Source organism: Tabrizicola soli (assembly GCF_015999335.1).
GTDB classification, from domain to species: domain Bacteria; phylum Pseudomonadota; class Alphaproteobacteria; order Rhodobacterales; family Rhodobacteraceae; genus Tabrizicola; species Tabrizicola soli.
The window spans coordinates 129,810-154,219 of the sequence record NZ_JAEACP010000008.1; the positions used below are offsets into that span (position 1 = coordinate 129,810).

At 69.2% G+C, this 24,410-nt stretch carries 25 protein-coding genes and 1 tRNA gene; 16 read left to right on the plus strand and 10 right to left on the minus strand.

Annotated features, from left to right (window positions below; translation table 11 throughout):
* Positions 1-42: 42 nt before the first annotated feature.
* The 7 genes from motA (at position 43) to I7S92_RS09155 (ending at position 8,053) form a co-directional block, all read left to right on the plus strand.
* Positions 43-912 (plus strand): flagellar motor stator protein MotA, encoded by an 870-nt coding sequence (gene motA / locus I7S92_RS09125; protein WP_197643189.1) that lies wholly within the window; start codon positions 43-45, stop codon positions 910-912.
* Complete coding sequence (locus I7S92_RS09130) at positions 909-3,056, plus strand: hypothetical protein (protein WP_197643190.1); 2,148 nt, start codon at positions 909-911, stop codon at positions 3,054-3,056. Before motA ends, I7S92_RS09130 begins: the two co-directional genes overlap by 4 nt.
* 82 nt (positions 3,057-3,138) lie before the next feature.
* Positions 3,139-3,804 (plus strand): transglycosylase SLT domain-containing protein, encoded by a 666-nt coding sequence (locus I7S92_RS09135; protein ID WP_242070131.1) that lies wholly within the window; start codon positions 3,139-3,141, stop codon positions 3,802-3,804.
* Between the two features lies 1 nt (position 3,805).
* On the plus strand, positions 3,806-5,869 hold the full coding sequence (flhA, locus tag I7S92_RS09140) for a flagellar biosynthesis protein FlhA (RefSeq protein WP_197643191.1): 2,064 nt from the start codon (positions 3,806-3,808) through the stop codon (positions 5,867-5,869).
* Positions 5,866-6,648, plus strand: a complete 783-nt coding sequence (locus tag I7S92_RS09145; protein ID WP_197643192.1) for a flagellar biosynthetic protein FliR — start codon at positions 5,866-5,868, stop codon at positions 6,646-6,648. The genes flhA and I7S92_RS09145 overlap by 4 nt, the downstream gene beginning before the upstream one ends.
* A complete protein-coding gene (locus tag I7S92_RS09150; protein ID WP_197643193.1) occupies positions 6,645-7,721 on the plus strand; it encodes an EscU/YscU/HrcU family type III secretion system export apparatus switch protein in 1,077 nt (358 codons plus the stop codon). Before I7S92_RS09145 ends, I7S92_RS09150 begins: the two co-directional genes overlap by 4 nt.
* Positions 7,718-8,053: a hypothetical protein gene (locus I7S92_RS09155; RefSeq protein WP_197643194.1), complete on the plus strand. Its 336-nt coding sequence runs from the start codon at positions 7,718-7,720 to the stop codon at positions 8,051-8,053. Before I7S92_RS09150 ends, I7S92_RS09155 begins: the two co-directional genes overlap by 4 nt.
* A gap of 3 nt (positions 8,054-8,056) precedes the next feature.
* Here I7S92_RS09155 and I7S92_RS09160 read toward each other — a convergent pair whose 3' ends face one another.
* Positions 8,057-8,260 (minus strand): hypothetical protein, encoded by a 204-nt coding sequence (locus I7S92_RS09160; RefSeq protein WP_197643195.1) that lies wholly within the window; start codon positions 8,258-8,260, stop codon positions 8,057-8,059.
* 150 nt (positions 8,261-8,410) lie between these two features.
* On the opposite strand from I7S92_RS09160, the gene I7S92_RS09165 reads away from it, so the two are divergent.
* Positions 8,411-8,707, plus strand: coding sequence for a PRC-barrel domain-containing protein (locus tag I7S92_RS09165; protein WP_197643196.1), 297 nt, complete (start codon positions 8,411-8,413; stop codon positions 8,705-8,707).
* Between the two features lie 64 nt (positions 8,708-8,771).
* A complete protein-coding gene (locus tag I7S92_RS09170) occupies positions 8,772-8,975 on the plus strand; it encodes a hypothetical protein (protein WP_197643197.1) in 204 nt (67 codons plus the stop codon).
* Between the two features lie 3 nt (positions 8,976-8,978).
* On the opposite strand, the gene I7S92_RS09175 is transcribed toward I7S92_RS09170, so the two are convergent.
* From I7S92_RS09175 to tsaD, 4 genes are read right to left on the minus strand one after another with little or no spacing between them, the layout of a single operon-like run.
* Positions 8,979-9,398: an EVE domain-containing protein gene (locus I7S92_RS09175; protein ID WP_197643198.1), complete on the minus strand. Its 420-nt coding sequence runs from the start codon at positions 9,396-9,398 to the stop codon at positions 8,979-8,981.
* Positions 9,395-9,667, minus strand: coding sequence for a YciI family protein (locus I7S92_RS09180; RefSeq protein ID WP_197643199.1), 273 nt, complete (start codon positions 9,665-9,667; stop codon positions 9,395-9,397). The genes I7S92_RS09175 and I7S92_RS09180 overlap by 4 nt, the downstream gene beginning before the upstream one ends.
* A gap of 3 nt (positions 9,668-9,670) precedes the next feature.
* Entirely contained in the window at positions 9,671-10,627 is a 957-nt protein-coding gene (locus I7S92_RS09185; protein WP_197643200.1) for an NAD(P)H-dependent glycerol-3-phosphate dehydrogenase, read from the minus strand.
* Complete coding sequence (gene tsaD, locus I7S92_RS09190; protein WP_197643201.1) at positions 10,624-11,709, minus strand: tRNA (adenosine(37)-N6)-threonylcarbamoyltransferase complex transferase subunit TsaD; 1,086 nt, start codon at positions 11,707-11,709, stop codon at positions 10,624-10,626. The genes I7S92_RS09185 and tsaD overlap by 4 nt, the downstream gene beginning before the upstream one ends.
* 44 nt (positions 11,710-11,753) lie before the next feature.
* Here tsaD and I7S92_RS09195 point away from each other — a divergent pair, with 44 nt between their 5' ends.
* The 4 genes from I7S92_RS09195 (at position 11,754) to I7S92_RS09210 (ending at position 15,257) form a co-directional block, all read left to right on the plus strand.
* Positions 11,754-12,482: a uroporphyrinogen-III synthase gene (locus I7S92_RS09195; protein WP_197643202.1), complete on the plus strand. Its 729-nt coding sequence runs from the start codon at positions 11,754-11,756 to the stop codon at positions 12,480-12,482.
* Positions 12,483-12,536: 54 nt separating this feature from the next.
* The gene (locus I7S92_RS09200) at positions 12,537-13,658 is read left to right on the plus strand and encodes a COG4223 family protein (protein ID WP_197643203.1); all 1,122 of its coding nucleotides are present in this window, start codon (positions 12,537-12,539) and stop codon (positions 13,656-13,658) included.
* Positions 13,658-15,118 (plus strand): heme biosynthesis protein HemY, encoded by a 1,461-nt coding sequence (locus I7S92_RS09205; protein ID WP_197643204.1) that lies wholly within the window; start codon positions 13,658-13,660, stop codon positions 15,116-15,118. Before I7S92_RS09200 ends, I7S92_RS09205 begins: the two co-directional genes overlap by 1 nt.
* Before the next feature lie 63 nt (positions 15,119-15,181).
* A tRNA-Thr gene (locus I7S92_RS09210) sits at positions 15,182-15,257 on the plus strand.
* A gap of 77 nt (positions 15,258-15,334) precedes the next feature.
* Here the strand turns inward: I7S92_RS09210 and I7S92_RS09215 are convergent.
* Positions 15,335-16,222, minus strand: coding sequence for a LysR family transcriptional regulator (locus tag I7S92_RS09215; protein WP_197643205.1), 888 nt, complete (start codon positions 16,220-16,222; stop codon positions 15,335-15,337).
* A gap of 103 nt (positions 16,223-16,325) precedes the next feature.
* On the opposite strand from I7S92_RS09215, the gene choX reads away from it, so the two are divergent.
* From choX to I7S92_RS09230, 3 genes are read left to right on the plus strand one after another with little or no spacing between them, the layout of a single operon-like run.
* A complete protein-coding gene (choX, locus tag I7S92_RS09220) occupies positions 16,326-17,264 on the plus strand; it encodes a choline ABC transporter substrate-binding protein (RefSeq protein ID WP_197643206.1) in 939 nt (312 codons plus the stop codon).
* A 21-nt stretch (positions 17,265-17,285) separates the two neighbouring features.
* The gene (gene betC, locus I7S92_RS09225; protein WP_197643207.1) at positions 17,286-18,806 is read left to right on the plus strand and encodes a choline-sulfatase; all 1,521 of its coding nucleotides are present in this window, start codon (positions 17,286-17,288) and stop codon (positions 18,804-18,806) included.
* A gap of 8 nt (positions 18,807-18,814) precedes the next feature.
* Entirely contained in the window at positions 18,815-19,987 is a 1,173-nt protein-coding gene (locus I7S92_RS09230; protein ID WP_197643208.1) for an anaerobic sulfatase maturase, read from the plus strand.
* 22 nt (positions 19,988-20,009) lie between these two features.
* On the opposite strand, the gene I7S92_RS09235 is transcribed toward I7S92_RS09230, so the two are convergent.
* Genes I7S92_RS09235 through I7S92_RS09250 form a run of 4 tightly spaced genes read right to left on the minus strand, consistent with a single transcriptional unit; the run spans position 20,010 to position 24,405 of the window.
* A complete protein-coding gene (locus I7S92_RS09235) occupies positions 20,010-21,629 on the minus strand; it encodes an FGGY-family carbohydrate kinase (RefSeq protein WP_197643209.1) in 1,620 nt (539 codons plus the stop codon).
* Between the two features lies 1 nt (position 21,630).
* Positions 21,631-22,353, minus strand: coding sequence for an SDR family oxidoreductase (locus tag I7S92_RS09240; RefSeq protein ID WP_197643210.1), 723 nt, complete (start codon positions 22,351-22,353; stop codon positions 21,631-21,633).
* 10 nt (positions 22,354-22,363) lie between these two features.
* Positions 22,364-23,599: a sugar ABC transporter permease gene (locus I7S92_RS09245; protein WP_197643211.1), complete on the minus strand. Its 1,236-nt coding sequence runs from the start codon at positions 23,597-23,599 to the stop codon at positions 22,364-22,366.
* On the minus strand, positions 23,596-24,405 hold the full coding sequence (locus I7S92_RS09250; protein WP_197643212.1) for an ATP-binding cassette domain-containing protein: 810 nt from the start codon (positions 24,403-24,405) through the stop codon (positions 23,596-23,598). Before I7S92_RS09250 ends, I7S92_RS09245 begins: the two co-directional genes overlap by 4 nt.
* Positions 24,406-24,410 lie beyond the last annotated feature (5 nt).

A 24,410-nucleotide genomic window follows, 5' to 3' on the forward strand; every position in this document is an offset into this window, starting at 1 on the left:
GCCGCCCGGATAGTGGCGGCAGGCAAAGGGTCAGGGTGCAAGATGCTTGGTTTCGTCGGAATTGCCGTCATCCTCGTCATGGTCTTCGGCGGCTATGTCCTCGCCGGCGGCAAGATGGGCATCATCCTGAAGGCCTTGCCGTTCGAGTTGATCATGATCGGCGGGGCGGCGGTGGGGGCCTTCCTGATCTCGAACGACATGTCGGCGGTGAAGCACACGCTCAAGGACGTGGGCAAGGTCTTCAAGGGCCCGAAATGGAAGCCGGACGACTACCGCGACCTGCTCTGCCTGCTGTTCGAGCTGATCCGCCTGGCCCGCGCCAATCCGGTCGCATTGGAAGAGCACATCGAAACGCCCGAGGCCTCGTCGATCTTCAACAAGTACCAGCGCATCCTGCACGACCACGAGGCGATGGAACTGATCTGCGACACGCTGCGCGCGGCTTCGATGAACTACGACGACCCCCACCAGGTCGAGGAAGTGCTGGACAAGCGGATGGAATCGACTCTGCACCATGCGATGCACTCCAGCCATGCGCTGCAGACCATGGCCGACGGGCTTCCCGCGCTGGGGATCGTGGCCGCCGTGCTGGGGGTGATCAAGACCATGGGCTCGATCGACCAGCCGCCGGAAGTGCTGGGCAAGATGATCGGCGGCGCGCTGGTCGGGACCTTCCTGGGCGTGTTCCTCGCCTACGGGCTGATGGGGCCCTTCGCCGCGCGGGTGAAGACCGTGGTCGAGGAGGACATCCATTTCTACCAGCTCATCCGCGAGGTGCTGATCGCCAACCTGCACCGCCATCCGGCGAACATCTGCATCGAGGTCGGCCGCCAGAACACGCCGCACCATGTCCGCCCCGGCTTTGGCGAGCTGGAGGAGGCGATGCGCACCCTGAAGCAGGACGCCGCATGATCCGCCTGGCCTGCCTTTTCCTGCTGTCGCTGACGCTCCCCGCCCTGGCCGAGACCGCCAGCATCAGATCGGGCGAGCATGACGGGTTCACCCGCCTGGTGGTGGAGCTTCCCTCGGCTTCGGGCTGGACCCTCGGCCGGACGCCGATGGGATACGGCTTCGCCTTTGCGGGCCCCTCGCAGCCGGATTACGAGCTTGGCCGGGTCTGGGACCTCATCCCCCGCACCCGGCTGCAGGCGTTGCGAGTCGAACCCGGCTCTGGCGCGCTGCAATTGTCATTGGCATGCGACTGCCATGTCCTGCCCTTCGAATATCGTCCGGGGGTGATCGTCCTGGACATCAAGGACGGACCGGCCCCGGCGGGATCGGGCTTCGAACAGCCCTTCGACCCCGGCTCGGCCGAGGCCGTGCCTGCGCCGCAGGCCGAAGCGACAGGCTACGACTGGCTGTCGGATCTTCCCGGAACCGCGGGCAGCACAAATTCCCCGCTGGACCTGCCGGAACTCGCGACCGGCGCGGTCTCGCTGGAGCCGCTGCGCGACCAGCTCCTTGCCGAGATCAGCCGGGGCGCTGCCGAAGGTGTCGTCGACATGGAGCTTCCGGGCAAGCCGCCGAAGGTGGCCGACGCGGCGCTCGAGGACCTGCCGGGAAGCCATGTCCATATCGGCGAACTGCCCGGAGTCGCCGCCAGCCTGGGCGGCGGCTCGACCGAACCCGCGATCCTGGCCGAATGTGCGCCCGGGGAGATGCTGGACCTCCCCGCCTGGGGCGAGGGCCAGTCGGCGCTGGATCTTCTGGCGGGTGGGCGCTCGGGCTTTTATGGCGAGTTCGATGCGGTGAAGACCGACGCCGTGCTCGAGTCGGTGCGGCGGCATCTCTTTCTCGGCTTCGGGGCCGAGGCGCGGCAGTATGCGGCCCTGGTTCCCACCGCAGAGGCACCGCCAGAGCTTGCCTGGTACCAGTCGATGTCACGGCTGGTCGAAGGCGAAAGCGATCCGACGACACCTTTCGCGAAGATGCTGCCCTGTGACGGACCCGCCGCGCTCTGGGCCGCCTTCGCGCTGGATCGCCTGCCGCAAGGGAGGGATGTCAACGTAGCGGCGATCCAGCGCGGTTTCCTTGCGCTGCCGCCCCACCTGCGCACGGCGCTTGGCGCGGGGCTCGCGGAAAAGATGCTGGCGCGCGGGGACGGCGATGCCGCCAGGCTCATCCGCGATTCGATGGAACGGGCGCCCTTCGCCGATGCCGGGGCCATCGCCCTTCTGGACGCCAAGGTCGACCTGCACGCCGAGCGCCCCGAGGCGGCGCGGGACCATGCGGCGGCCGCCGTTGCCGAGGCCGGGGCGGATATCGCGCCGCTGATCACCCTGGTCGACACCCATCTGCCACAGGCCGAACCGCTTTCGCCGGAGGTGGCGGACTCGCTTGCCGCCGTACTGGGGGAAAGCGATGGCCGCCCGGATGAACCTTCGATCCGCCGTGCTCTGGTGCTTGCCCTGGCCCTTTCCGGTCAGACAGCCGCGGCCTTCGACGCAAGCGAAGGGACCGCGCCGCCCGAGCTTTGGCAGATCGCCGGCCGGCTGGCCAGGGATGACGACTTTCTGGCCCATGCCGTGCTGGCGGCCGATCAGGACCCGCCCGGAATCGCGCCAGAGGTCCGTGGCCAGATCGCACGGCGGTTGCTCGACCTCGGATTTGCCGATCCGGCGCTGCAATGGCTCGGGCCGCTCGGGCCAGAGGCTGCGGCCGGGGACCGGCTGCTCGCCGCCGAGGGAGAGCTTGCGCGCGGCGATGCCCGGGCGGCGCTGGCCCTGCTGAGTGGGCTGGACCTGCCCGAGGCACGAACCCTGCGCGGCCGTGCGCATGTCCAGCTGGGCGATTTTGCCCCTGCCCGCGCCCTGCTCATGGCCGCAGGCGAGGCCGAGGAGGCGGCGCGCCTTCGGACCTGGACGCGGGACTGGCCCGGCCTGAGCGCCGAGGGCGACGCGCCGTGGAAGGCCGCAGCCACCCTCGTGGTCGCACCGGACCCTGAAGCGGAGGGAGGGCTTCTGGCCCGCGGCACCCGCCTGGCCGAGGAGGGAACCCGCGCGCGCGCGGCCGTCGCGGCCCTTCTGGCCGCCGTCCCGTCGCCGGTCGCCCCGTAAACCCCGTGCCCGCTAACCGCTTGGCAAGATTCGCCCGCTAGCCTGAGACGATCCCGGCAGAAGCCGGACTGCGGAGTTGGGAATGACTGTCCGTCCTTCGATTGCACCGATGCTGGCAAGCATCCTGATCCTTCCGGGCTTTGCGCCGGACCTCGCCGCCCGCGGCGATCCCTCGGCGCTCTGCATCGACGCCGCCCGCACGGCGGCACAAGAGACCGGCGTGCCGGAGCGGGTGCTTGTGGCGGTGACGCTGGTGGAAACCGGCCGTGATGCCCGGCCCTGGCCCTGGACGGTGAACGTCGGCGGCGAGGGTCACTGGTTCGACACCGCCAGCGAAGCCGAGGCTCATGCCAGGTCGATGCTGGACCAAGGGCTGACCAATGTCGACCTGGGCTGCTTCCAGCTGAACCTGCGCTGGCATTCCAAGGGTTTCGCCTCACTGGCCGAGATGCTGGATCCGGCCGCAAATGCTACCTATGCGGCGGGCTTCCTGGCCGAGAATTTCACCCGGACCGGCGACTGGGCCGCCGCCGCCGCGGCCTATCACTCGCAGACGCCGGAACATGCCGAACGCTACCAAGCGAAGTTCGAGACCGTCTATGCCGCCCTGGACCCGGACGAGATCACATCCGGGGATCCCGAACCGCGCGAGAACCGCTTTCCCCTGCTCCTTGCCGGGACGGGCGGGGCAAACGGCTCGCTGGTCCCCGCGACCGGCGCCGGACTTCGCCTGATCGGAGGAAACTGAGATGGCGGGGTTTTCCATCGGCGCGATCTTCCGGCCGACGATCCTGCTGGCCATCGCCCTGATGGCGGTGATCGTGATGATGATCCTGCCGGTCCCGGCCTTCCTTCTGGACCTGGGTCTCGCCGTCTCCTTCGCGCTCGCGATCCTGATGCTGACCGTCACGCTCTTCATCGATCGGCCGCTGGATTTCTCGGCCTTCCCGACGATCCTGCTGGCCTCGCTCCTGCTGCGGCTGTCGCTGAACGTCTCCTCGACCAAGCTCATCATCGGCAAAGGGCACACCGGGACCGCCGCCGCCGGCCATGTGATCCAGGGCTTTGCCGAGTTCGTCATGGGCGGCAACCTGATCCTGGGGGTGGTGATCTTCATCGTCCTGCTGATCGTCAACTTCATCGTCATCACCAAGGGCGCGGGCCGCATGGCCGAGGTCGGCGCGCGCTTTGCGCTGGACGGGATGCCGGGCCGCCAGCTGGCGATCGACGCCGACATGTCCGCCGGGGCCATCGACCATGCCGAGGCGCGGCGGCGGCGCGAGCAGGAGCTGGCCGAGACGAACTTCTTCGGCTCGCTCGACGGCGCGTCGAAATTCGTGAAGGGCGACGCGATCGCCGGCCTGCTGATCACCGGGCTGAACATCGTGGTCGGGCTGATCGTCGGCATCTTCCTGCATGGAATCGACGCCGCCACCGCGTTCGAGACCTATACGATCCTCACCGTTGGCGATGCGCTGGTCAGCCAGATCCCGGCCGTCATCATCTCGATCGCCGCCGCGCTGCTGCTTGCCAAGGGCAGCCAGAAGGGCGCGGTCGATGTCTCCTTCTTCCAGCAGCTCGGGCGCTATCCGGCCGCGCTGGGCACGGTCGCGGGGCTGATGGCGCTGTTCGCCCTCGTGCCGGGAATGCCCTTCCTGCCCTTCATGCTGGCGGCCCTCGCGCTTGGCGGGCTGGCCTTCTGGCAGGCGCGACAGGCCACAAGGCCCGCCGAACCCGCCGCGCCCGAGGCCGAGCCGGTCCGCGCCAGGTCCATCGGCGACGTGCTCGACTTCGACGACATCCATATCGAGTTCGCACCGAACCTGGTGGCGATGGCGCTGGATCCGGCCACCGGGCTGGACGGCCGGATCGCCAACATGCGCAATCATGTGGCGGTCTCCTTCGGCTTCATCCTGCCCGAGATCCGGCTGACCGACGAAGGCACGCTGGCCCCCGGCCAGTATCGCATCCGCCTGCACGGGGTCGAGCGCGCAGCCGACCGGCTTTTCCCCGACCGGGTGCTGGTGCTGTTGACCGAGGGGGCCCAGGCGCCCGACGGGCTCGACGTGAAAGAGCCGGTCTATGGCGCCCCGGCCCGCTGGATCAGCCCCGACCAGCAAGAGGATGCCGCGCTTTCGGGCCTGACCGTGGTCTCTCCGACCGAGGTCCTTGCCACCCATCTCCTCGAGGTGCTGAAGGCCAATCTCTCGCGCCTCCTCACGCTGCGGGGGTTGCGGCGGCTGCTGGACGAATTCGTCAAGCTTTCCGATCCGGTCCGGGCCGAGGCCAACCGCCGCCTTCTGGACGAGCTTCTGCCCGACAAGGTGCCGCTCGACCTTCTTCATGCCGTGCTGCGGTTGTTGCTGGACGAACGCGTCTCGATCCGCAACCTGCCGCTGATCCTGGAATCGGTGGCCGAGGCCCGGAGCCTGGGCGCGCCCGAGGCGATATGCGAACATGTCCGCCAGCGCCTCGGCTTCCAGATCGTCGCCGAGCTGAAACGGGCGGACGGCTCGGTCCCGCTGATCCAGCTTGCGCCGGAATGGGAGAAGGCCTTCACCACCTACCAGATCGACGGGCAGCGCGACATCGCCCTGCCGCCCGATCTTTTCGCCCGCCTGGCCAATGGCTTGACCGAAAGGGTCAACCGCGCCTCCGAGGGCGGGGTCTATCCGGCGCTGGTCACTTCGGTGGTGCGGCGGCGCTTCCTGCGGACCGTCGTCCTGGCCAAGGGATTGCAGATGCCGGTCCTCTCCTATGAGGAGATCGGCACCGACGCCCGGCCCGCCCTTCTTGGGCAGGTTCCGGCATGAACCAGCTGATCCGGGATCTGGCCGGGCTTCTGGATCTGGCCGATGGCCTGGTCTGGGCCGCGGCACTGGCCTTCCTGCGGGTCGGCGCGGCGGTCGCGCTGATGCCGGGCCTGGGCGGGACCGCGGTTCCGCAGCGGGTGAAACTGGCGGCGGCTATCGTCCTGACCCTGGTGGTCACGCCCTTCGTGGCCGAACATGTCGCCGCGACCGGCCTGCAGCCGGGCCTTGTCGCCCTGGGTGGCGAGGCGCTGGCCGGGCTGATCCTCGGGATCGGGCTGCGGCTTTTCGTCATGGCGCTGCAGACGGCCGCCTCGATCATCGCCCAGGCGACCACGCTCTCGCAGCTTTTCGCCGGCGCCGCGCCCGAGCCGCAGCCGGCCATCGGCAACCTCCTCATGATCGCCGGCGTCGCCTTGGCGCTTGCGGCCGGGCTGCATGTCCGCGCCGCCGGGATGCTGGTGCTGTCCTACGACCTGTTTCCCGCCGGCGCCTATCCCGATCCGGCCCGGATCCTCGACTGGGGGCTGGAGCGGGTGGGCACGACCTTTGCGCTGGCCTTCTCGCTGGCCGCCCCCTTCGTCATCGCCTCGACAGTCTACAACCTTGCCATCGGCGCGATCAACCGGGCGATGCCGCAGCTCATGGTCGCGATGGTCGGGGCTCCGGCCCTGACCCTGGGCGCGCTCGCGCTTCTGTCCGTGGTCACGCCGCTTCTTCTGGCAGTCTGGCTTGACGCCTTTGCCGCCCAGGTGGCCCAACCCTTCGATCCGTCCCCATGAGCGAGGCGGACGACGGCGACAAGGAACACGCGCCCTCGCAGCAGAAGCTGGACGAGGCGCGGCGGCGCGGCGACCTGCCACGCTCGACCGATCTCCTCGGGGCGGCGGCGCAGGGCGGGCTTCTGCTGGCGCTGGCCGGTATGGGGACCTGGCTGGTGCAGCGGATGGGTAGCGCCGGGATGGTGATGCTCGACCAGGCCGACCGGCTGGCCGGAATCCTGACCTCGGGGGCAAGCACGACGCTGGCGGGGCTCCTCGTCGCCTTCGTCGGCCCGCCGCTCCTCTTGCTGCTGGTGCCGGGGATCCTGGTGCTGGCGGTGATCCTCGCCACGCGCGGGATGGTCTTTGCGCCCGAGAAGCTGATGCCGAAACTGTCGCGGATCTCGCCCATCGCGACGGCAAAGCAGAAGTTCGGGCCGGATGGCGTGATGGAATTCGCCAAAAGCGCGCTGAAACTGGGGCTGATCGCGGCGATCCTCTACCACTTCCTCGCCGCCCGCCTGCCCGAGGTTCTGGGCGCGCTCTACCTCAGCCCCGGCATGTCGGCGGCGCTCTTGGGCCGCCTGACCATCGACTTCCTGCTCATCGTATTCCTGATCGCGCTGGTGCTGGGCGGGGTCGATTACCTGTGGCAGATCCACCGCCACCGTGAGCGCAACCGCATGTCGCGCAAGGAAATGCTGGACGAGTTCAAGGAGAGCGAGGGCGACCCGCACCTGAAATCCGCCCGCCGCCAGCGCGCGCAGGAGGTGGCGACGAACCGGATGCTGGCGGATGTGGCCCAGGCCGATGTGGTGGTGGTCAACCCGACCCATTACGCCGTCGCCCTGCGCTGGGACCGCGACGGGAAAGGGGCGCCGGTCTGCGTCGCCAAGGGGGTGGACGAGATCGCGAAACGCATCCGCGAGCGTGCGGCCGAGAACGGGATCCCGGTCCACCGCGACCCCCCGACCGCCCGCGCGCTGCACGCCGCGGTCGAGATCGGCCAGGAGATCCGGGCCGAGCATTACCGCGCCGTCGCCGCCGCGATCCGCTTTGCCGATGCGATGCGCCGGCGGGCCCGCCGCCGATGACCCGCCTGAAGGACCTCCAGATGCTCGCGACGCTGTCGCAGCTGGTGCTGGACCAGAGGCTTGCCGGCCTGCGCCAGGCGGCCGGGCAGCTGGAGCGCAGCCGGGCGCAGATGCAGGCGATCAACGCCGCCGCCGCGCCCGCCGACCTGCCCCCGGTCGCGGCCGGGCTGGTGGACATCGCCTACCGCCGCTGGGCCGACATCCGCCGGACCGAACTGACCGCCACCATCGCGCGGCAGACCGTCGACTGGATGGAGGCCAAGGCCGATGCCGCCACCGCCTTCGGACGGCTGCAGGCGCTGAAGGGTGCCGCGGACCGGCTGGAGGAGTGACGATCACTCCGGCCCGAGGTTCATCACCGCGACGCTCATCGCCAGGGTCCCGAACAGCATCGCCGCATAGGCCAGGAAGGCCAGCGTCAGGATCGCCCCGGCCTCGGCCAGCACGACCAGCTGGCGCAGTCCCAGGACATCGCCCCACAGCAAGAGTTCGGCCAGGATCAGGCCCAGCACCGCGCCATTCGCGAAATGCCGCAGCATGAAGCGCACAAGCCTTGGCAGGGATGACAGAAGGTGTTCCACCGGGTCCTCGCTTTCCCGGACAACCGCCGGGCGTGCCGGACTGTTCCCACAAAAGCGGGAACATCGGCCGGGCAAGCGGGTTCTGGTCCCAAAGCAAGGAGAACGCTCATGGACCATTCCCGCCACACCCCGCTTGCCGCCTCGGAAATGACCGAGGCCGTCCTGCGCGACTGCCCGGTCTACGACCGCGAGGACAACCGGATCGGCACCATCGGCCACCTGCACCAGGGCGCCGCCTCGACAAAGGTGGTGATCGACGTGGGCGGCTTTCTCGGCATCGGCACGAAGCCGGTGGCGGTCGGGCTGGACCAGCTTGACCTGATGCGCGACGAAAACGGCAAGGTGCATGGCGTCAGCAACTGGACCAAGGACGAGTTGCGCGACCTGCCCGAACACAAGGACTGAGGTCCGGGAACATAAGGCCGGGCCGGGGGTTTATTGCGCCGCACCACAACCAGCGGAGACGAAGATGGGCCTGCCCGACCCCCGCCGCCAGCCGGCCACTCCCGACAGCCTGCCGGGAAATCCCGGCCCCGACCTGCCGGAAATGCCGCCCGACCTGCCGGTGCCGGGGGACGACCCCCAGCCCGGCTATCCCGATCCGCAGCCGGTCCCGCCCCAGGACCCGATCCCCCCGCCGCCGGGTGAGATCACCCCGCCGATCCGGGGCTGAGGCTCAGGGCTCCACCCCGCCCAGGCGGCAGATGATCTCCCATTCCGGGGCGGCCACCGGCTGGACCGACAGGCGGGTGTTGTTGACCAGCACCATCTTCTCCAGCCCCGGCGTGACCTTGCATTCCTCAAGGCTGATCGCCCGCTTCAAGGGTTTGACCGCCTTGATCCAGACGCAATCCCAGCGCGGATCGTCGGTGGTGGAATCCGGCGCGCTTTCGCGGCAGACCTCGACGATGCCGACGATCTCCTTGCCGACGTTCGAGTGGTAGAAGAACCCCCGGTCGCCCAGCCGCATCGCCCGCATGTTGTTGCGCGCCTGATAGTTGCGCACCCCATGCCATTCCTCGCCCTCGTCGCCCTTGGCGACCTGATGGTCCCAGCCCCAGACGTCGGGCTCGGACTTGAACAGCCAGTAGGTCATCCGATCACCTTCTTCCATTCCTGGATCATCACCGACTGGAACAGCCCGGCCTTGGCATAGGGATCCGCCGCCGCCCAGGAATCGGCTTCCGCCTTCGATGCGACGTTCAGGATCACGAGGCTGCCGCACATCTGCCCGGCGGCGTCGATGAAGGGCCCCGCCTGCTCGACCACGCCCGAGGCCTGGATATGCGCCAGATGGGCGGCGCGGTTCTCGACGCGGGTCTGCAGCGCATTGGGTTTGTCAAGGCAGATCAGGGCGTAACGCATCTCTCATTCCTGTTTCAGCGGACGGTTCATCAGATGGGCTTCGGCACTCTCCAAGGTGATCCGGCCCGAGGCAAGGGCATCGACCATGGCGGTCACCGGCATGTCGACGCCGCGTTCGGCGGCCAGCCGCACCACGGCGCGGGCGGTGGCCACGCCCTCGACCGTGACCGCGGGGTCGAAGGCCTCTCTCCGGCCGAGTGCGACCCCGAAGCGAAAGTTGCGCGACTGGCTGGAGGTGCAGGTCAGCACCAGATCGCCAAAGCCCGACAGGCCGGCCAGCGTCTCGGCCCGCGCGCCCAGGACTTCGGCAAGGCGCACCATCTCGGCATAGCCGCGCGTCATCAGGGCCGCCCGCGCGCTGTCGCCCAGGCCGGCGCCGATCACCACGCCCGCCGCAATGGCGATGACATTCTTCAGCGCCCCACCCAGTTCCGCGCCGCGCACGTCGTCCGTGCGGTAAAGCCGCAGGGTCGGGGTCGACAGCAGCTCCTGCAGCGCCGAGGCATCGCCGGTCGCGGCCAGGGTCAGCGCCGTCGGCAATCCCCGCGCGATGTCAAAGGCAAAGCTCGGCCCGGTCAGGATCGCCGCCTCGGCCCCTGGACGCCGGGCAAGGATCATCTCGACCGGGCCGAGAAGGCTGGCAAGGTCCACGCCCTTGCAGCAGGCGACCAGCGGCTGGCGCGCGCCGATCTGCGGCCAGCGGTCCAGAAGCCCGCCCAGCGCCTGCGTCGGCACCGCCAGCAGCAGCGCGCGACCGCCCAGAACCGCCGCGAGCTCGGCCTCGACCGCAAGGTTCTCCGGCAGCATCACCCCCGGCAAGGCCCGGGCGTTCTGCCGCGCCGTCTGCATCGCGCGCACCTGCGCCGGATCGCGCGCCCACATCCGCACCTCGCGCCCGCCATTGGCCAGCGCCACCGCCAGCGCCGTCCCGAAGGCCCCCGCCCCGACAATCCCGATCACGCCTTGGCCCCCTTCCTGCCCGAGCCCAGCAGCGCCGGCGCCGTTTCGTCCAGCGGCCAGCGGGGCCGGGCCGCGAAATGGGGCGGCGTCTCCAGTCCGGCCCGCCGCCGCTCGATCCCCGCCCAGGCGATCATCGCCGCATTGTCGGTGCACAGCCGCAAGGGCGGGGCCAGGAACGGCACCCCGGCGCGCTCCGCCACCGCCTCCAGCCGCGCCCGGATCGCCTTGTTCGCGGCCACCCCGCCGGCCACGCACAGCGCCGTGGGCCGGACCCCGCACAGCTCCAGCGCCCGCGCGGTCTTGACCGCCAGCACCTCGGCCACCGCCGCCTGGAACCCTGCGCAAAGATCGCGGCGGTCCTGAAGCGTGATCCCGCCCTTTTCCGCCACCAGCGCATCCCGCGCCCGCAGCAGCGCGGTTTTCAGGCCCGAGAACGAAAGATCGCAGCCCTCGCGGTCCAGAAGCGGCCGGGGAAAGCGGAACCGGCCCGGATCGCCCAGCGCCGCCTCGGCCTCGACCGAGGGGCCACCGGGCTGCGGCAGGGCCAGAAGCTTCGCGGTCTTGTCGAAAGCCTCGCCCGGCGCGTCGTCGATCGTGCCGCCCAGGCGGCGAAAGCGATCGACGCCCTCGACGGACAGGAACTGGCAATGCCCGCCCGAGACCAGCAGCATCAGATAGGGAAAAGCGACGCCATCGGTCAGCCGGGGTGTCAGCGCATGGCCTGCCAGGTGGTTCACCGCGACCAGCGGCAAGCCCGTCGCCGCCGCCAGCCCGCGCGCCAGCATCACGCCGGAGAGGACGCCGCCGATCAGCCCCGGCCCCGCCGTCACCGCGATCCCGTCCAGTCCGGCCAGCGGCACACCGGCCGCCGCCAGCGCCTCCGCCACCACGCCATCCAGCCGCTCGGCATGGGCACGGGCGGCGATCTCGGGGACGACCCCGCCGAACGCCTCGTGCAGCGCGGTCTGGCCCAGCACGACCGAGGACAGGATCTCCGGCCCGGCCCCGCCCAGCCGCACCACCGCCGCGGCGGTATCGTCGCAGCTTGATTCGATGCCGAGGAGGGTCAGGGTCCGGTCCATGGCCGCCGTTGCGAAAGGGGTCAGGGGCAGGTAACACCATGGGCATGGCGATACAATCCAGAGTCGTGCCGGTGCTCCTGACCCGGCCCGAGGAACAGTCGAGAAGCTTTGCCGCCGCCCTGCGCGGCCGCTACGGCGACAGGGTGCGGCCGGTCCTCTCGCCGTTGATGCGGCCGGTGAACCTTTCCCCCGACCTGCCCCCCGGCCCCTTCGCGGCGGTGATCTTCACCTCGCTGCAAGGGGTGACGGCCGCCCTGCCGTATCGCGCCGCGCTGCCGCGCCTCACCTGGTGCGTCGGGGGCCGGACGGCACAAGAGGCACGGTCGGCGGGCTTCCAGACCCGCGCTGCCGAGGGCGATGCCGAGTCGCTGATCGCCGCGATCCTGGCCAATCCGCCCCCCGGCCGGCTCCTCCACCTGCGCGGCGCGGAGTCGCGCGGAAACGTGGCCCCGAGGCTTACGGTCGCGGGTGTCCCGGCCGAGGCTACCGTCATCTACCGGCAGGAGGCGCAGCCCCTCGCCCCGGCGGCGGCGGAACTGCTCCGGAAGCCTGGCGTTGTGATCGTGCCGCTGTTCTCGCCCCGCAGCGCGGCGCTGTTCCGGGCCGCCCTGCCGCCGGACCATGCCGCCAGCCTCGGCCTCGTGGCGATGAGCCGGAACGTGGCCGATGAGTTGCTGGGCCTGCGGGGGCGGGTGGTGGTGGCCCGGCGGCCGGATGCCGAGGCGATGCTTCAGGGTCTGGACGAGCTGATTGCCGCAGCCCCGCCGCCTTGAACGCCCCTGCGGCGAGTGCTTAGGTGGGATGGAATTGGTGAAAGGGCCGCTGCCATGGCAAGACGCAAGGATCCCCTGACCGAGGCGGAGGCCGAAGCCGCAGCCGACACCCCGGCCGAGGCGGCGGCGGAAAGCCCCGCCCTGCCCTCCGATGCCCTGCCTGCGGACGCCCTGGCCGCCGAGATCCTGCCGCATCCCGATTCCGCACCCGCCGACCCCGCGCCCGGTCCTTCGCCATCCCCGCCGCCCCGGCGCGGCCCCGGCATCCTCGGCCCCCTGCTTGGCGGCGCCCTGGCCGCGCTGGGGGGCTTTGCGCTCTCGCATTACAACGTCTTCGGCCTTGTCCCGCCGCCCGCCGATCTCGCCCCCCTGGCCCAGGCCGACCAGGACCAGGCCGCCGCCCTCGCCGCGCTCCGCTCCGAGGTCGCGACCGTCGCCTCCCGCCTTGCCGAGCTGGAAGGCGCACCCGCGTCCCGGCCCGACACCGCCCGGCTGGACGATCTGGACCAGCGCATTGCCGCGCTCGAGACCCTGCCCCAGGACGGCGATGCCGGCACGGCCGCCCTTGCCGCGCGCCTCGCCAGGCTGGAGCAGCAACTCTCCGCGCAGCCCCCCGCCGCCGATCAGGCCGAGGTGGACGCCGCCCTCGCCCGCCTGGCCGAAGCCGAAGCCGAGGCTTCCCGCCGCGCCGATGAGGCGACAGCCGCAGCCGAAGCGGCGGCGCACAAGGCCCGGCTCGACCAGCTGCGCGAGACCGTGGCCTCCGGCGTCCCCTTCGAGGCCGAGCTTGCCGCGCTGAACGACCCCGACCTCGCCGCCAGCCTCTCGCCCCATGCCGCGGGGATCGCGACCCTCGCCGCGCTGCAGGCAGACTTCCCCGAGGCCGCGCGGCAGTCGCTGCAACTCGCCCGCGCCAATGCCCCGGATACCGGCTGGGGCGCGCGGCTGACCGATTTCCTCGCCGCCCAGACCGGCGCACGCTCCCTCACCCCGCGCGAAGGCGACGACCCCGACGCCGTGCTCTCCCGCGCCGAATTCGCTTTGGCCGAGGGCCGTCTGGCCGACGCCCTGGCCGAGGTGAAGACCCTGCCGGAACCGATCCGCGCGCCCATCGCCGACTGGATCGCCCGGGCCGAGGCGCGGCTGGCCGTTCTTGCCGCGCTGGAGGGCAAATGATGCTGGTATCCCTGACCAAGGTCATCCTCTTCATCGCCCTCGTCGCCGCCTTGGCCATCGGGGCCGGGATCCTTGCCGAAACCGGCGGCGCCATGCGCATCACCGTCGCCGGCTGGGAGTTCACCATCGGCCCGGTCCAGGCGGTCGTCCTTGCCGTCCTCCTGCTGCTCGCCGTCTGGCTGGCGCTGCGGATCCTTGGCCTTCTGGGCGCGGTGATCCGCTTCCTGAATGGCGACGAGACCGCGATTTCCCGCTATTTCGACCGCAACCGCGAGCGCAAGGGCTATCGCGCCCTGTCGGAGGCGATGCTGGCCCTCGCCTCGGGCGAGCCGCGCCAGGCGCTGTCCCGCGCCCGCAGCGCCGAACGCCTGCTGCGCAAGCCCGAACTCACCACGCTCCTGATCGCCCAGGCGGCCGAAGCGGCAGGCGAGCGGAAAGAGGCGACCGAGGCCTACAAGGCGCTGCTGGCCCAGGATGCGACCCGCTTCGTCGGCATCCGTGGCCTGATGCAGCAGAAACTGGCCGAGGGCGACCGTGAACTGGCGCTGAAACTGGCCGAAAAGGCGTTCCAGCTCCGCCCGCGCCATGCCGAGACTCAGGACATCCTGCTCAAGCTGCAATCCGACGCCGGCGACTGGTCCGGCGCGCGGGCGACGCTGGGGGCGAAACTCAAGACCGGCAGCCTGCCCAAGGACGTCTATCGCCGCCGCGACGCGGTGCTGGCGCTGCAACAGGCACGCAGCGTGATCGACGAAAGCGCCAGCATCGAGGCCCGCGAGGCCGCGATCGAGGCCAACCGCCTCTCTCCCGACCTGATCCCCGCCGCCGCCATGGCCGCGCGCGGCTATGTCGGCAAGGGCGAACACCGCAACGCCGCCCGCGTGCTGAAAAAGGCCTGGGAGGTCCTGCCCCACCCCGACCTCGCCGCCGCCTTCGCCGAGATCGAACCGCAGGAAACGCCGCAAGAGCGCCTGAAACGCTTCCGCACCTTGACCGCCCTGCACCCCGACCACGACGAGACGCGGATGCTTCTGGCCGAGCTTCTGGTCGCGGCCGAGGATTTCCCCGAGGCCCGCCGCGCGCTTGGCGATGTGCCGACCCGCCATCCGACCCAGCGGTCGCTGGCGATCCTCGCCTCGATCGCGCGCGGCGAAGGGGCCGAGGATGCCGCCGTGCGCGAACTGGTGGCCAAGGCCATCGCTGCCCCGCGCGGCCCGCAATGGGTCTGCGACCATTGCCACGCGATCCATGACGGCTGGCAGCCGGTCTGCGACAATTGCGGCAGCTTCGACACCCTTTCCTGGCGCGAGCCCCCGGCGACCGCCGCCGCCTCTCCCGCCTTGGCCGAGCTTCTGCCGCTGATCGAGCCCCGCCCCGCGCCGGAACCCGAAGCCCTGCCCCCGCCGGAGGAACCCGAGGAGCAACCGCCCCTGGACGAGATCGCCCGCCGCGCGACCTGACGGGCGTAAATTGGGGCTACACAGTCGCGGCAGCCGGTGCTAATAGCCGGGCCATGGAAGCGTGCCGGTGTAGCTCAGCTGGTAGAGCACGTCATTCGTAATGATGGGGTCGGGGGTTCGAGTCCCTTCACCGGCACCACGCTTCCAAGGTTTACCCAGGGTCTCCAATGGCTTGCAAGCCGCAGCCCACAGTTCCCGATGCGGCGGGCCGCCCGTCTAGTCTCTGCCTTCCGTCTCTCGCAGAAGCCATTCCTTCAGGCGCTGCGTCGCCGGGCCGCTGTCGCCGTTGCCGACAAGAAAGTACCCTGACCCGGGCAAGGTGACCTCCCTGCCGAGAGGAACAAGCGTTCCGCGTTCCAGATGACCGTCGATCAGCCCCCGCCAGCCAAGCGCCAGACCCTGTCCGCCCATCGCGGCCTCGATCACCAGGGAATAAGTGTTCAGCCGCAGGTTGCCGCTATCCTTCAGCGGCGCGTCCCCCTGGCCGATCGCCGCAAGGTAGCGGCGCCAGTCAAGCCAGGGCGACGGATCCTTGCTGTCGAGGTGGATCAGCCGGAACGAACCGGGCCTTCCCGCCGGATGGTCGCTTGCCAGCGCGGGGGCGCAGACGGGCACCACCCTTTCCGCCATGAGCAGGGTCGCGTCCGGGCCGAAGCGGTCATGCGAGCCGAAGAACACGGCGACGTCGTTGGGCTGCAACTGGCCGGGATCGCTGTGCTGCGAGGCGATCACCTGGATGTCGATGCCGGGATTGGCCTGGCTGAAGCGGTGGATCCGCGGGATCAGCCACAGGCCGGAGAAGGCGTAGTCGGTATGAAGCCGCAGCAGGTTCTGTCCCGGACGCGCCCTGATCCGGCTTGCCAGCTTGTCGATACGCTCGACGCTGCCGGAGAGGATGTCGAACAGGGCCTCGCCGTTGTCGGTCAATTCCACGCCGCGATGCAGCCTGCGGATCAGCGGGGTGCCGAATTCCTGCTCGGCCCGCTTGATCTGATAGCTGACGGCGGGCTGGGTCAGGTGCAGCGCCCTCGCGGCCTCGGACAGGCTGCCACGGCGGCCCACTTCGACGAAGACCCTGATCCAGCCCAGGTCGATATCGCGCATCTGATATAAAATTCCCTTTGGTCAGATCTGAAAAAAATCCATCTTCACATGGCAGTTCATCCGGTCCGATATAAAATTGCAATGCATTCTCAGGAGGGGGAAGATGCGGGTTTCCATTACAGTCATGCTCGCGGCGGGGCTGGTTGGCTGCACGACGCTTGGCGCGCTGGCGGATGACGCGGGCTGCAAGGTGATCCGCATGTCGGATCCGGGCTGGACGGACATCACCGCGACCAACGGGGTGGCGCATGTCGTGCTGACGGCGCTGGGCTACCAGCCGGACATCCGCTCGCTCTCGGTGCCGATCGGCTACGAGGCGATGAAATCGGGGGATACGGATGTGTTCCTTGGCAACTGGATGCCGGCCCAGCAACATTTCATCGACGACCTGAACAGCGCCGGTGCCATCGAGGTCCTGGCCCGAAATCTGGCCGGCGCAAAGTTCACGCTGGCGGTGCCGGCCTATATGAAGGACCGTGGCATCAAGGATTTCGCCGATCTTGCCGCCCATGCCGAAGAATTCGACAGCACGATCTACGGGATCGAGGCCGGGGCGCCGGCCAATGCCAGTATCCAGAAGATGATCGACGAGGGCGACTTCGGGCTGACGGGCTGGCATCTCGTCGAATCCAGCGAGCAAGGGATGCTGGCGCAGGTGGAGCGCGCGGTGAAGGCGGAGGAGGGCATCGTCTTCCTGGCCTGGGCGCCGCATCCGATGAACGAACAGTTCCCCTTGGAGTACCTGTCGGGCGGCGACGCCTATTTCGGCCCGGACTACGGCGGCGCCGATGTCCATACCCTGGCGCGCAAGGGCTGGCCCGAGACCTGCCCGAACGCGGCCCGCCTGTTCGGCAACATGGCCTTCGAGATCGGGATGGAGAACCAGCTCATGGGCAAGATCCTGGGCGGGCAGGATGCCTCGGCGGCGGCGGCGGAGTGGCTGAAGGCGAACCCCGGCGTTCTGGCCGGGTGGCTTGACGGCGTGACCACGCTCGACGGTCAGCCCGGCGAGCCTGCGGTGAAAGCCGCGCTTGGCCTCTGAACCGACGAAGGGCGCTGCACGATGCGACAGCCGAACATCCTGGTCCTGATGGTCGACCAGCTGAACGGGACCTTGTTCCCGGACGGTCCGGCAGCATTCCTGCATGCGCCGAACCTGAGAGCATTGGCAGGGCGCTCGCTGCGCTTTGCCAACAGCTATACCGCAAGCCCGCTTTGCGCGCCGGCGCGGGCCTCGTTCATGTCGGGGCAACTGCCGTCCCGGACCCGCGTCTACGACAATGCCGCCGAATTCGCCTCGGACATTCCGACCTATGCCCACCATCTGCGGCGGGCGGGCTATCGGACCATCCTGTCGGGCAAGATGCATTTCGTCGGACCGGACCAGATGCACGGCTTCGAGGAACGCCTGACCACCGACATCTATCCGGCCGATTTCGGCTGGACCCCGGACTATCGCAAGCCTGGCGAGCGGATCGACTGGTGGTATCACAACCTCGGCTCGGTCACCGGGGCGGGCGTGGCCGAGACGACGAACCAGATGGAATACGACGACGAGGTCGTGTTCCTGGCCAACCAGAAGCTTTACGAACTGTCACGCGGCAGCGACGACCCCGCGCGTCGCCCCTGGTGCATGACGGTGTCGCTGTCGCATCCACATGACCCCTTCGTCGCCCGCAAGAAATACTGGGACCTCTACGACGATTGCCCGGCGCTTGACCCCGAACAGCCCGCCATTCCCTTCGACCGGCAGGACCCGCATTCCCAGCGCCTGAACCTGGCAAGCGATTATCGCGGCTTCGACATCACGGACCGGGATGTCCGCCGCGCCCGTCAGGGGTATTTCGCCAACATCTCCTATGTCGACGGCAAGATCGGAGAGCTGCTCGACACGCTGGCGCGGACCCGGATGGATCAGGAGACGATCATCCTCTTCGTCTCGGACCATGGCGAAATGCTGGGCGAACGGGGGATGTGGTTCAAGATGAGCTTCCGCGAGGGCGCTTCTCGCGTGCCGCTGATGATCGCAAGCCCGACGCTGCAACCGGACCTGGTCGAAACGCCTGTCTCGACGCTGGACGTCACCCCGACGCTGGCCGCGCTGGCCGGGATCGCGCTGGACGAGATCACCCCCTGGACCGACGGCAGGTCGCTGCTGCCCGTCGCCGCCGGAGCATCGCGCGGCCCCGTCCTGATGGAATATGCGGCCGAAGGCAGCCATGCGCCCATGGTCGCGATCCGCGACGGACGCTACAAGTTCATCCATTGCGAGATCGATCCGCCGCAGCTTTTCGACCTCGTCGAAGACCCGGGCGAGACGCGCAATCTGGCCGGAGACCCCGACCATGCCGATCTCGTGGCCGCCTTCCGGGATCGGGTCCGGACGCAATGGGACATGGTTGCCTTCGACGCCGAGGTGCGCCAAAGCCAGGCCCGGCGCTGGATCGTCTATGAGGCCCTGCGCAACGGGGCCTATTTCCCCTGGGATTACCAGCCGCTGCAACGGGCGAGCGAGCGTTACATGCGCAACCACATGGACCTGAACGTGCTGGAGGAGAGCAGGCGATTTCCCCGCGGGGAATAGCCGACACCATGACCGCCACCCCGTACCACCTGATGACCAAGCCGGTCGGGCCGCGCTGCAACATCGACTGCAGCTATTGCTACTATACCGAGAAGGAAGAGCAGTACCCGGCCGAGCGGAAATTCCGCATGTCCGAGGCGACGCTGGACCATTATGTCCGCGCGCATATCGCGACCACGCTCGAGGCGGGGCAGGCCGAGGTCCACTTCGCCTGGCAGGGGGGCGAGCCCACTCTGCTTGGCCTGGAGTATTTCCGCCGGATCGTCGAACTGCAGGCCAGGCATCGCCCGGACGGCGTCAGGATCACCAACAGCATCCAGACCAACGGCACCCTCCTGGACGCGGAGTGGGCGGCCTTTCTGGCCGCGCAGGATTTCCTGGTCGGCCTCAGCGTCGATGGCCCGCGGCAGAAGCACGACCACTACCGCAGGGACCGCGCCGGCAGGCCCACCTTCGACATGGTGATGCGGGGGCTGGACCATCTGCGCGCGGCCGGGGTCGAGTTCAACATCCTGACGACGGTGCACCACGCCAATATCCATCGCGGCAAGGAGCTTTACCGTTTCCTCCGCGATCTCGGCTCGCCCTACCTGCAATTCATCCCGATCGTGGAACGGGCCAGCGGCAAGCGGATGGCCGCGCCGCCGCAGATCGAAACCGGCCCCGACCTCCCCGCCGCCCCGTGGAGCGTGGCACCCAAGGCCTATGGCAAGTTCCTCTGTGACATCTTCGACATCTGGTATCGCCAGGACGTCGGCCGCGTCTTCGTGCAGTTCATCGAGACGCAACTGGCGCTCTGGGCGGGCCTGCCTTCGATGCTGTGCATCTTCGCCGAAACCTGCGGCAACGCACTGGCGCTGGAGCATAACGGCGACGTCTATGCCTGCGACCATTTCGTCTATCCGCCCTACCGGATCGGAAACATCGCGGAAACGCCCCTGCGCGATCTGGTCTGGTCCGAAAAGGCGCGGGCCTTCGGCCAGGACAAGGCGGACAGCCTGGCGGCCGAATGCCGGAAGTGCCCGTTTCTCTTTGCCTGCAACGGCGGCTGCCCGAAACATCGGTTCCTCAGGTCAGACGATGGCCCGAAGAACTATCTTTGCGAGGCCTACAGGATGTTCTTCCACCACGCTGGCCCCCGCATGCGGATGCTGGCGGCCATGCACCATGGCCGATCATGAGGTCTTGTCTCGCCGGGCGGGCCTAACGCGATCGAAGTTTCCCCCGCAGCACCCGCGCGGTGCGCTGGAAGGCCGAGAAGGCTTCGTAGCGGTCGGCATGAAGCCTTGCCAGATCGCCGCTTGCCGGCAGGAAGACCCTGGCGCTTCCCGACATGGCCGCCATGGCCTCGGCGGCGGTCCGGTAGAGGCCCGAAGCGGTGGCGGCAAGCATGGCCGAGCCAAGCAGCACCGGCTCGGGCGCGGCGGGAAGGGCAACGGGGCGGGCGGCGCTGTCGGCGAGGATCTGGCAGGACAGCGGGCTTTGCGCCGCGCCGCCGCTGGCGATGATCGTGTCGATCCCGATCCCCTTGTCGGCGAAACGGTCGAGAAGCTGCCGCAGCCCGTAGCCGATGCCCGAGAGCCCGGCGAGATATAGCTGCGCCAGGCTGTCGATCCCGCGATCGAGGCCAAGCCCCGAGATGACCGCGCGTGCGTCCGGCTCGGCGAAGGGCGAGCGGTTGCCGATGAACTCGGGCACGACGATGATCTCGGCCGCGGCGTGGATCGTGTCCGACAGGGTCGGGCCCAGCGTTGCGGCATGGGCCGCGACATGGGCGATCAGGGAGAGGCCGCGCGCCCCGGCCTCGGCGGCAAGGGCGGGGGCGTCGCGGTGCAGGTGGACAAGATGGTCCAGCGCCGCCCCGGCGGCAGACTGGCCGCCTTCGTTCAGCCAGAGGCCCGGCAGCATGGCGTCGAAATAGGGACCCCAGACGCCGGGGACCGGGGTGGCGCCTTGGGTGGAGGCCATGGAGCAGGCGGAGGTGCCGAAGATATAGGCCAGCCGCTTTGTCGGATCGGGGACGCTGCCGGGGAGGATGACGCCAAGCGTGCCAAGCCCCCCGGCATGGGCGTCGATCAGCGCGGCGGCGACCGTTACCCCGGCGGGCAGGCCGAGATCGGCGGCGGCGGTTGCCTTGAGGCCCCCCAGCGGGGTGCCCGGCGGAACGACCTCGGTCCCGATGCGCCGGAAGCCTTCCTCGGCCAGCGCGTTTAGGCCGATGGCGTGGAAATAGCCCGGATCCCAGCGGCCCTCATGCGCGAGGTAGGTCCATTTGCAGGTGACCGTGCAGGAGGATCGCGCCAGGCGGCCGGTGGCGCGCCAGGTCAGATAGTCCGACAGGTCGAAGAAATGCGCCGCCCCGGCGAAGCTGTCGGGCAGGTGGCGGGCAAGCCAGAGGAGCTTCGGCGTCTCCATCTCGGGCGAGATGCGGCCGCCGACATAGTCCAGCACGGCATGGCCGCCGGCGTTGATCTCCTCGGCTTCGGCTTGCGCGCGGTGGTCCATCCAGACGATGACGTTGCGGGCCGGGTCGCCGGAGGGGCCGACGGGGATGCCCTGTCCCCGGTCGCCCACGGCGACGAGCGAACAAGTGGCGTCGAAGCCGATGCCCCGGATCGACTGGGGCGTGACGCCTGCCTCGACCATCGCCTCGCGCACGGCGGCGCAGACGGCTTGCCAGATCTGCTCCGAGGATTGCTCGACGATCTCGCCCGGCTCCTGCCACATGGTGACGGGATGCTTGCCCACGCCCAGAAGCCGCCCGGAGGCATCGAACACCCCCGCCCGCGCCGATCCCGTTCCGACATCGACCCCGATCAGCATCTTACAGGTCCACCGTATTGGGCAGGATCACCAGGTCGCGCACCACCACCCCCTTGCGGCGGGTCAGCATGAACAGCACCGCCTCGGCCACCTCCGTGGGCTGCATCAGGCTGCCGTTGGCCAGCGCCTCCTCCATCTTCGCCTTCGGCCAGTCGTCCAGCAAAGCCGTCACCACCGGGCCGGGCAGGACCGCGCCGACACGGATGCCATGCGGGGCAAGCTGGCGGCGGATCGTATGGGCGAAGGCCTGCACGGCGAATTTCGAGGCGGTGTAGATCGGTTCCCACACCACGGGCACGACACCGGCGATGGAGGAGGTCAGCAGGATGTCGCCCGTCTTCCGCTCGATCATGTGGGGGAGCACCGCATGGATCGACCGGAAGGCCGCGTTGATATTGAGGTTGAGCATCCGGTCCCAGGCATCAGGGTCGCCGTCCTGCACCGGGCCGCCGACATAGCCCCCGGCATTGGCGTGGAAGATGTCCAACTGGCCGGTCAGCGCCAGGATGCGGGGCAGCATGCCCGAGACCTGCGCGCCGTCGAGAAGGTCCACCACCAGCGGCTTCGCCTCCGGCCCAAGCTCCTGGCACAGCGCCTGCAGCCGGTCCCCGGCGCGGTCGATCAGCACCACCTTTGCCCCTTCCGCCAGCATCGCGCGGGCGCATTCGAGGCCGATCCCCGAGGCCGCGCCGGTGATCGCGGCCACTTTTCCGTGCAGTCTCATGTCGGTCTCCTTACCCCCGGCCATGGCTGACGCGCGACTGGCGGGCCAGGCTGTCGACGATCACGGCGATGGCAAGGACGCCCCCGGTGATCATGTAGCGCAGGGATGACGACAGGTTCAGCAGCGTCAGCCCGTTGGAAATCGCCTGGATCACGATGATCCCCAGCACCGCCGACCAGGCCGAGCCGCGCCCGCCGAAAAGGCTGGTCCCGCCGATCACCGCCGCCGCGATGGCGTTCAGGTTCACGTCGCCGGTCCCGGCCTGCTGGCTGGAGGAGGCGAGGCGCGAGGCCGAGAGGATGCCGCCCAAGGCCGCGAGCGTGGAGCAGAGCATGAAGGCCGACAGGTAGATGCGGCGGACGTTGATCCCCGACCGCCGCGCGGCCTCCCTGTTGCCGCCGACGGCGAACATCGACCGGCCCCATTGGGTGCGGGTCAGGCCGTAGTTCAGGATCACGGCCAGAAGGACGAAAAGGCCGAACATCATAGGCACGCCGCGCCCGAGGTGCAGGTAGTAGATCGCTCCCTCCAGCGCCACGGTCAGGGCGGCGGCCTTGAGGACGAGGCGGGTCAGGGGCTGCGAGGAGAGACCCGCCGCCTGGCGCTGCCGCATGACCGACAGGCCGACCCAGACCATGACGGCTCCGGGCACGAGGCCGAGGAGATAGGAGAGCCAGGCGGGCAGGATCCAGAGCTGGCCGAAGCCCACCAGCGGCGAGGCGAAGGGCAGGTTGATCGAGCCGGTGGGGCCGAGGATGTAGAGTTGCAAGCCGAGAATGGCGAGAAGGCCCGAGAGGGTGGAGACGAAGCTGGGCATCCCGAGGCGGTTGTAAAGGACCGCGTAGACCGCCCCGATCAGCGCGCCGGTGGCGAGTGCGGCGAGGATCGCCAGCGGCAGGGACACACCCGCATTGACCCAGAGGACGCCGATCATCGCCGAGGCAAGGCCGCTCATCGAGCCGACGGAAAGGTCGATCTCGCCCAGCATCAGGACGCAGACGATGCCGAGGGAGATGACGCCGACGGTGGCGCAGTCGAAGAGCAGGTTGACGAGGTTGTTCGGCGCGAGGAACACCGGGTTCAGCATTGAAAACACGGTGGAAATCAGGATCAGCCCGATGATGACCGGGAGCATCCCGAGGTCGCCGGACCGCAGCCGGTCGGAGAAGTCCTTCAGCGCGCCTTTCAGGCTGTCGTCGTGGTGGACGCGTGCATCGGCCCGGTCGAGAGTGGGTTTGTCGCTCATGCCGGTGTCCCCCCTGCTTCGGCTGCCAGCCGTTCCTGCCTGCGCGAGACGGAATTCTCGCTGGCCCCGGTGATCGCGGCGACCAGGTCCTGATGCGAGGTCTCGGCGGTGAAGACGCCGTTGTTGCGGCCAAGGCGCAGGACCACGATGCGGTCGGCGACGGCGCGGACGTCTTCCATGTTGTGGCTGATGATGATGACGCCGAGACCCCGGTCGCGGACGCGCTCGATGAGGTTCAGCACCTCGGCGGTCTGCGCCACGCCAAGCGCGGCGGTGGGTTCGTCCAGCATGATGATCCGGGGGTCGAGGAGAAGCGAGCGCGCGATGGCCACGGTCTGGCGCTGGCCGCCCGACAGCGATGCGACGGGTTCGCGGACGGAAGGAATGCGGGCGGCGAGTTCCTTGAGGAGCGTCCAGGCCCGGACCTCCATCTGGACCTCGTCCAGCCGCCAGGGCGACAGTTCGTGGCCGAGGAAGAGGTTCGCCACCACGTCGAGGTTCTCGCAGAGCGCGAGGTCCTGGAAGACGGTGGCGATCCCCATCTCCAGCGCCGTCGCGGGGGTATCCAGCGTGACCGGGCGGCCCATGTATTCGATGGCGCCCTCGGTCGGCTGGTGGACGCCCGCCAGCACCTTGACCAGCGTGGACTTGCCTGCGCCGTTGTCGCCGACCAGCGCCACCACCTCGCCCGCGTGGACGTCAAGCTCGATGTCGGTCAGCGCCGAGACCGCGCCGAAGCGCTTGGAAACGCCGCGGAGCGAGAGGATGCGTTCCCCCTTCGCGGGCAGTCTTTCGCGTGCCTGCATGTCTT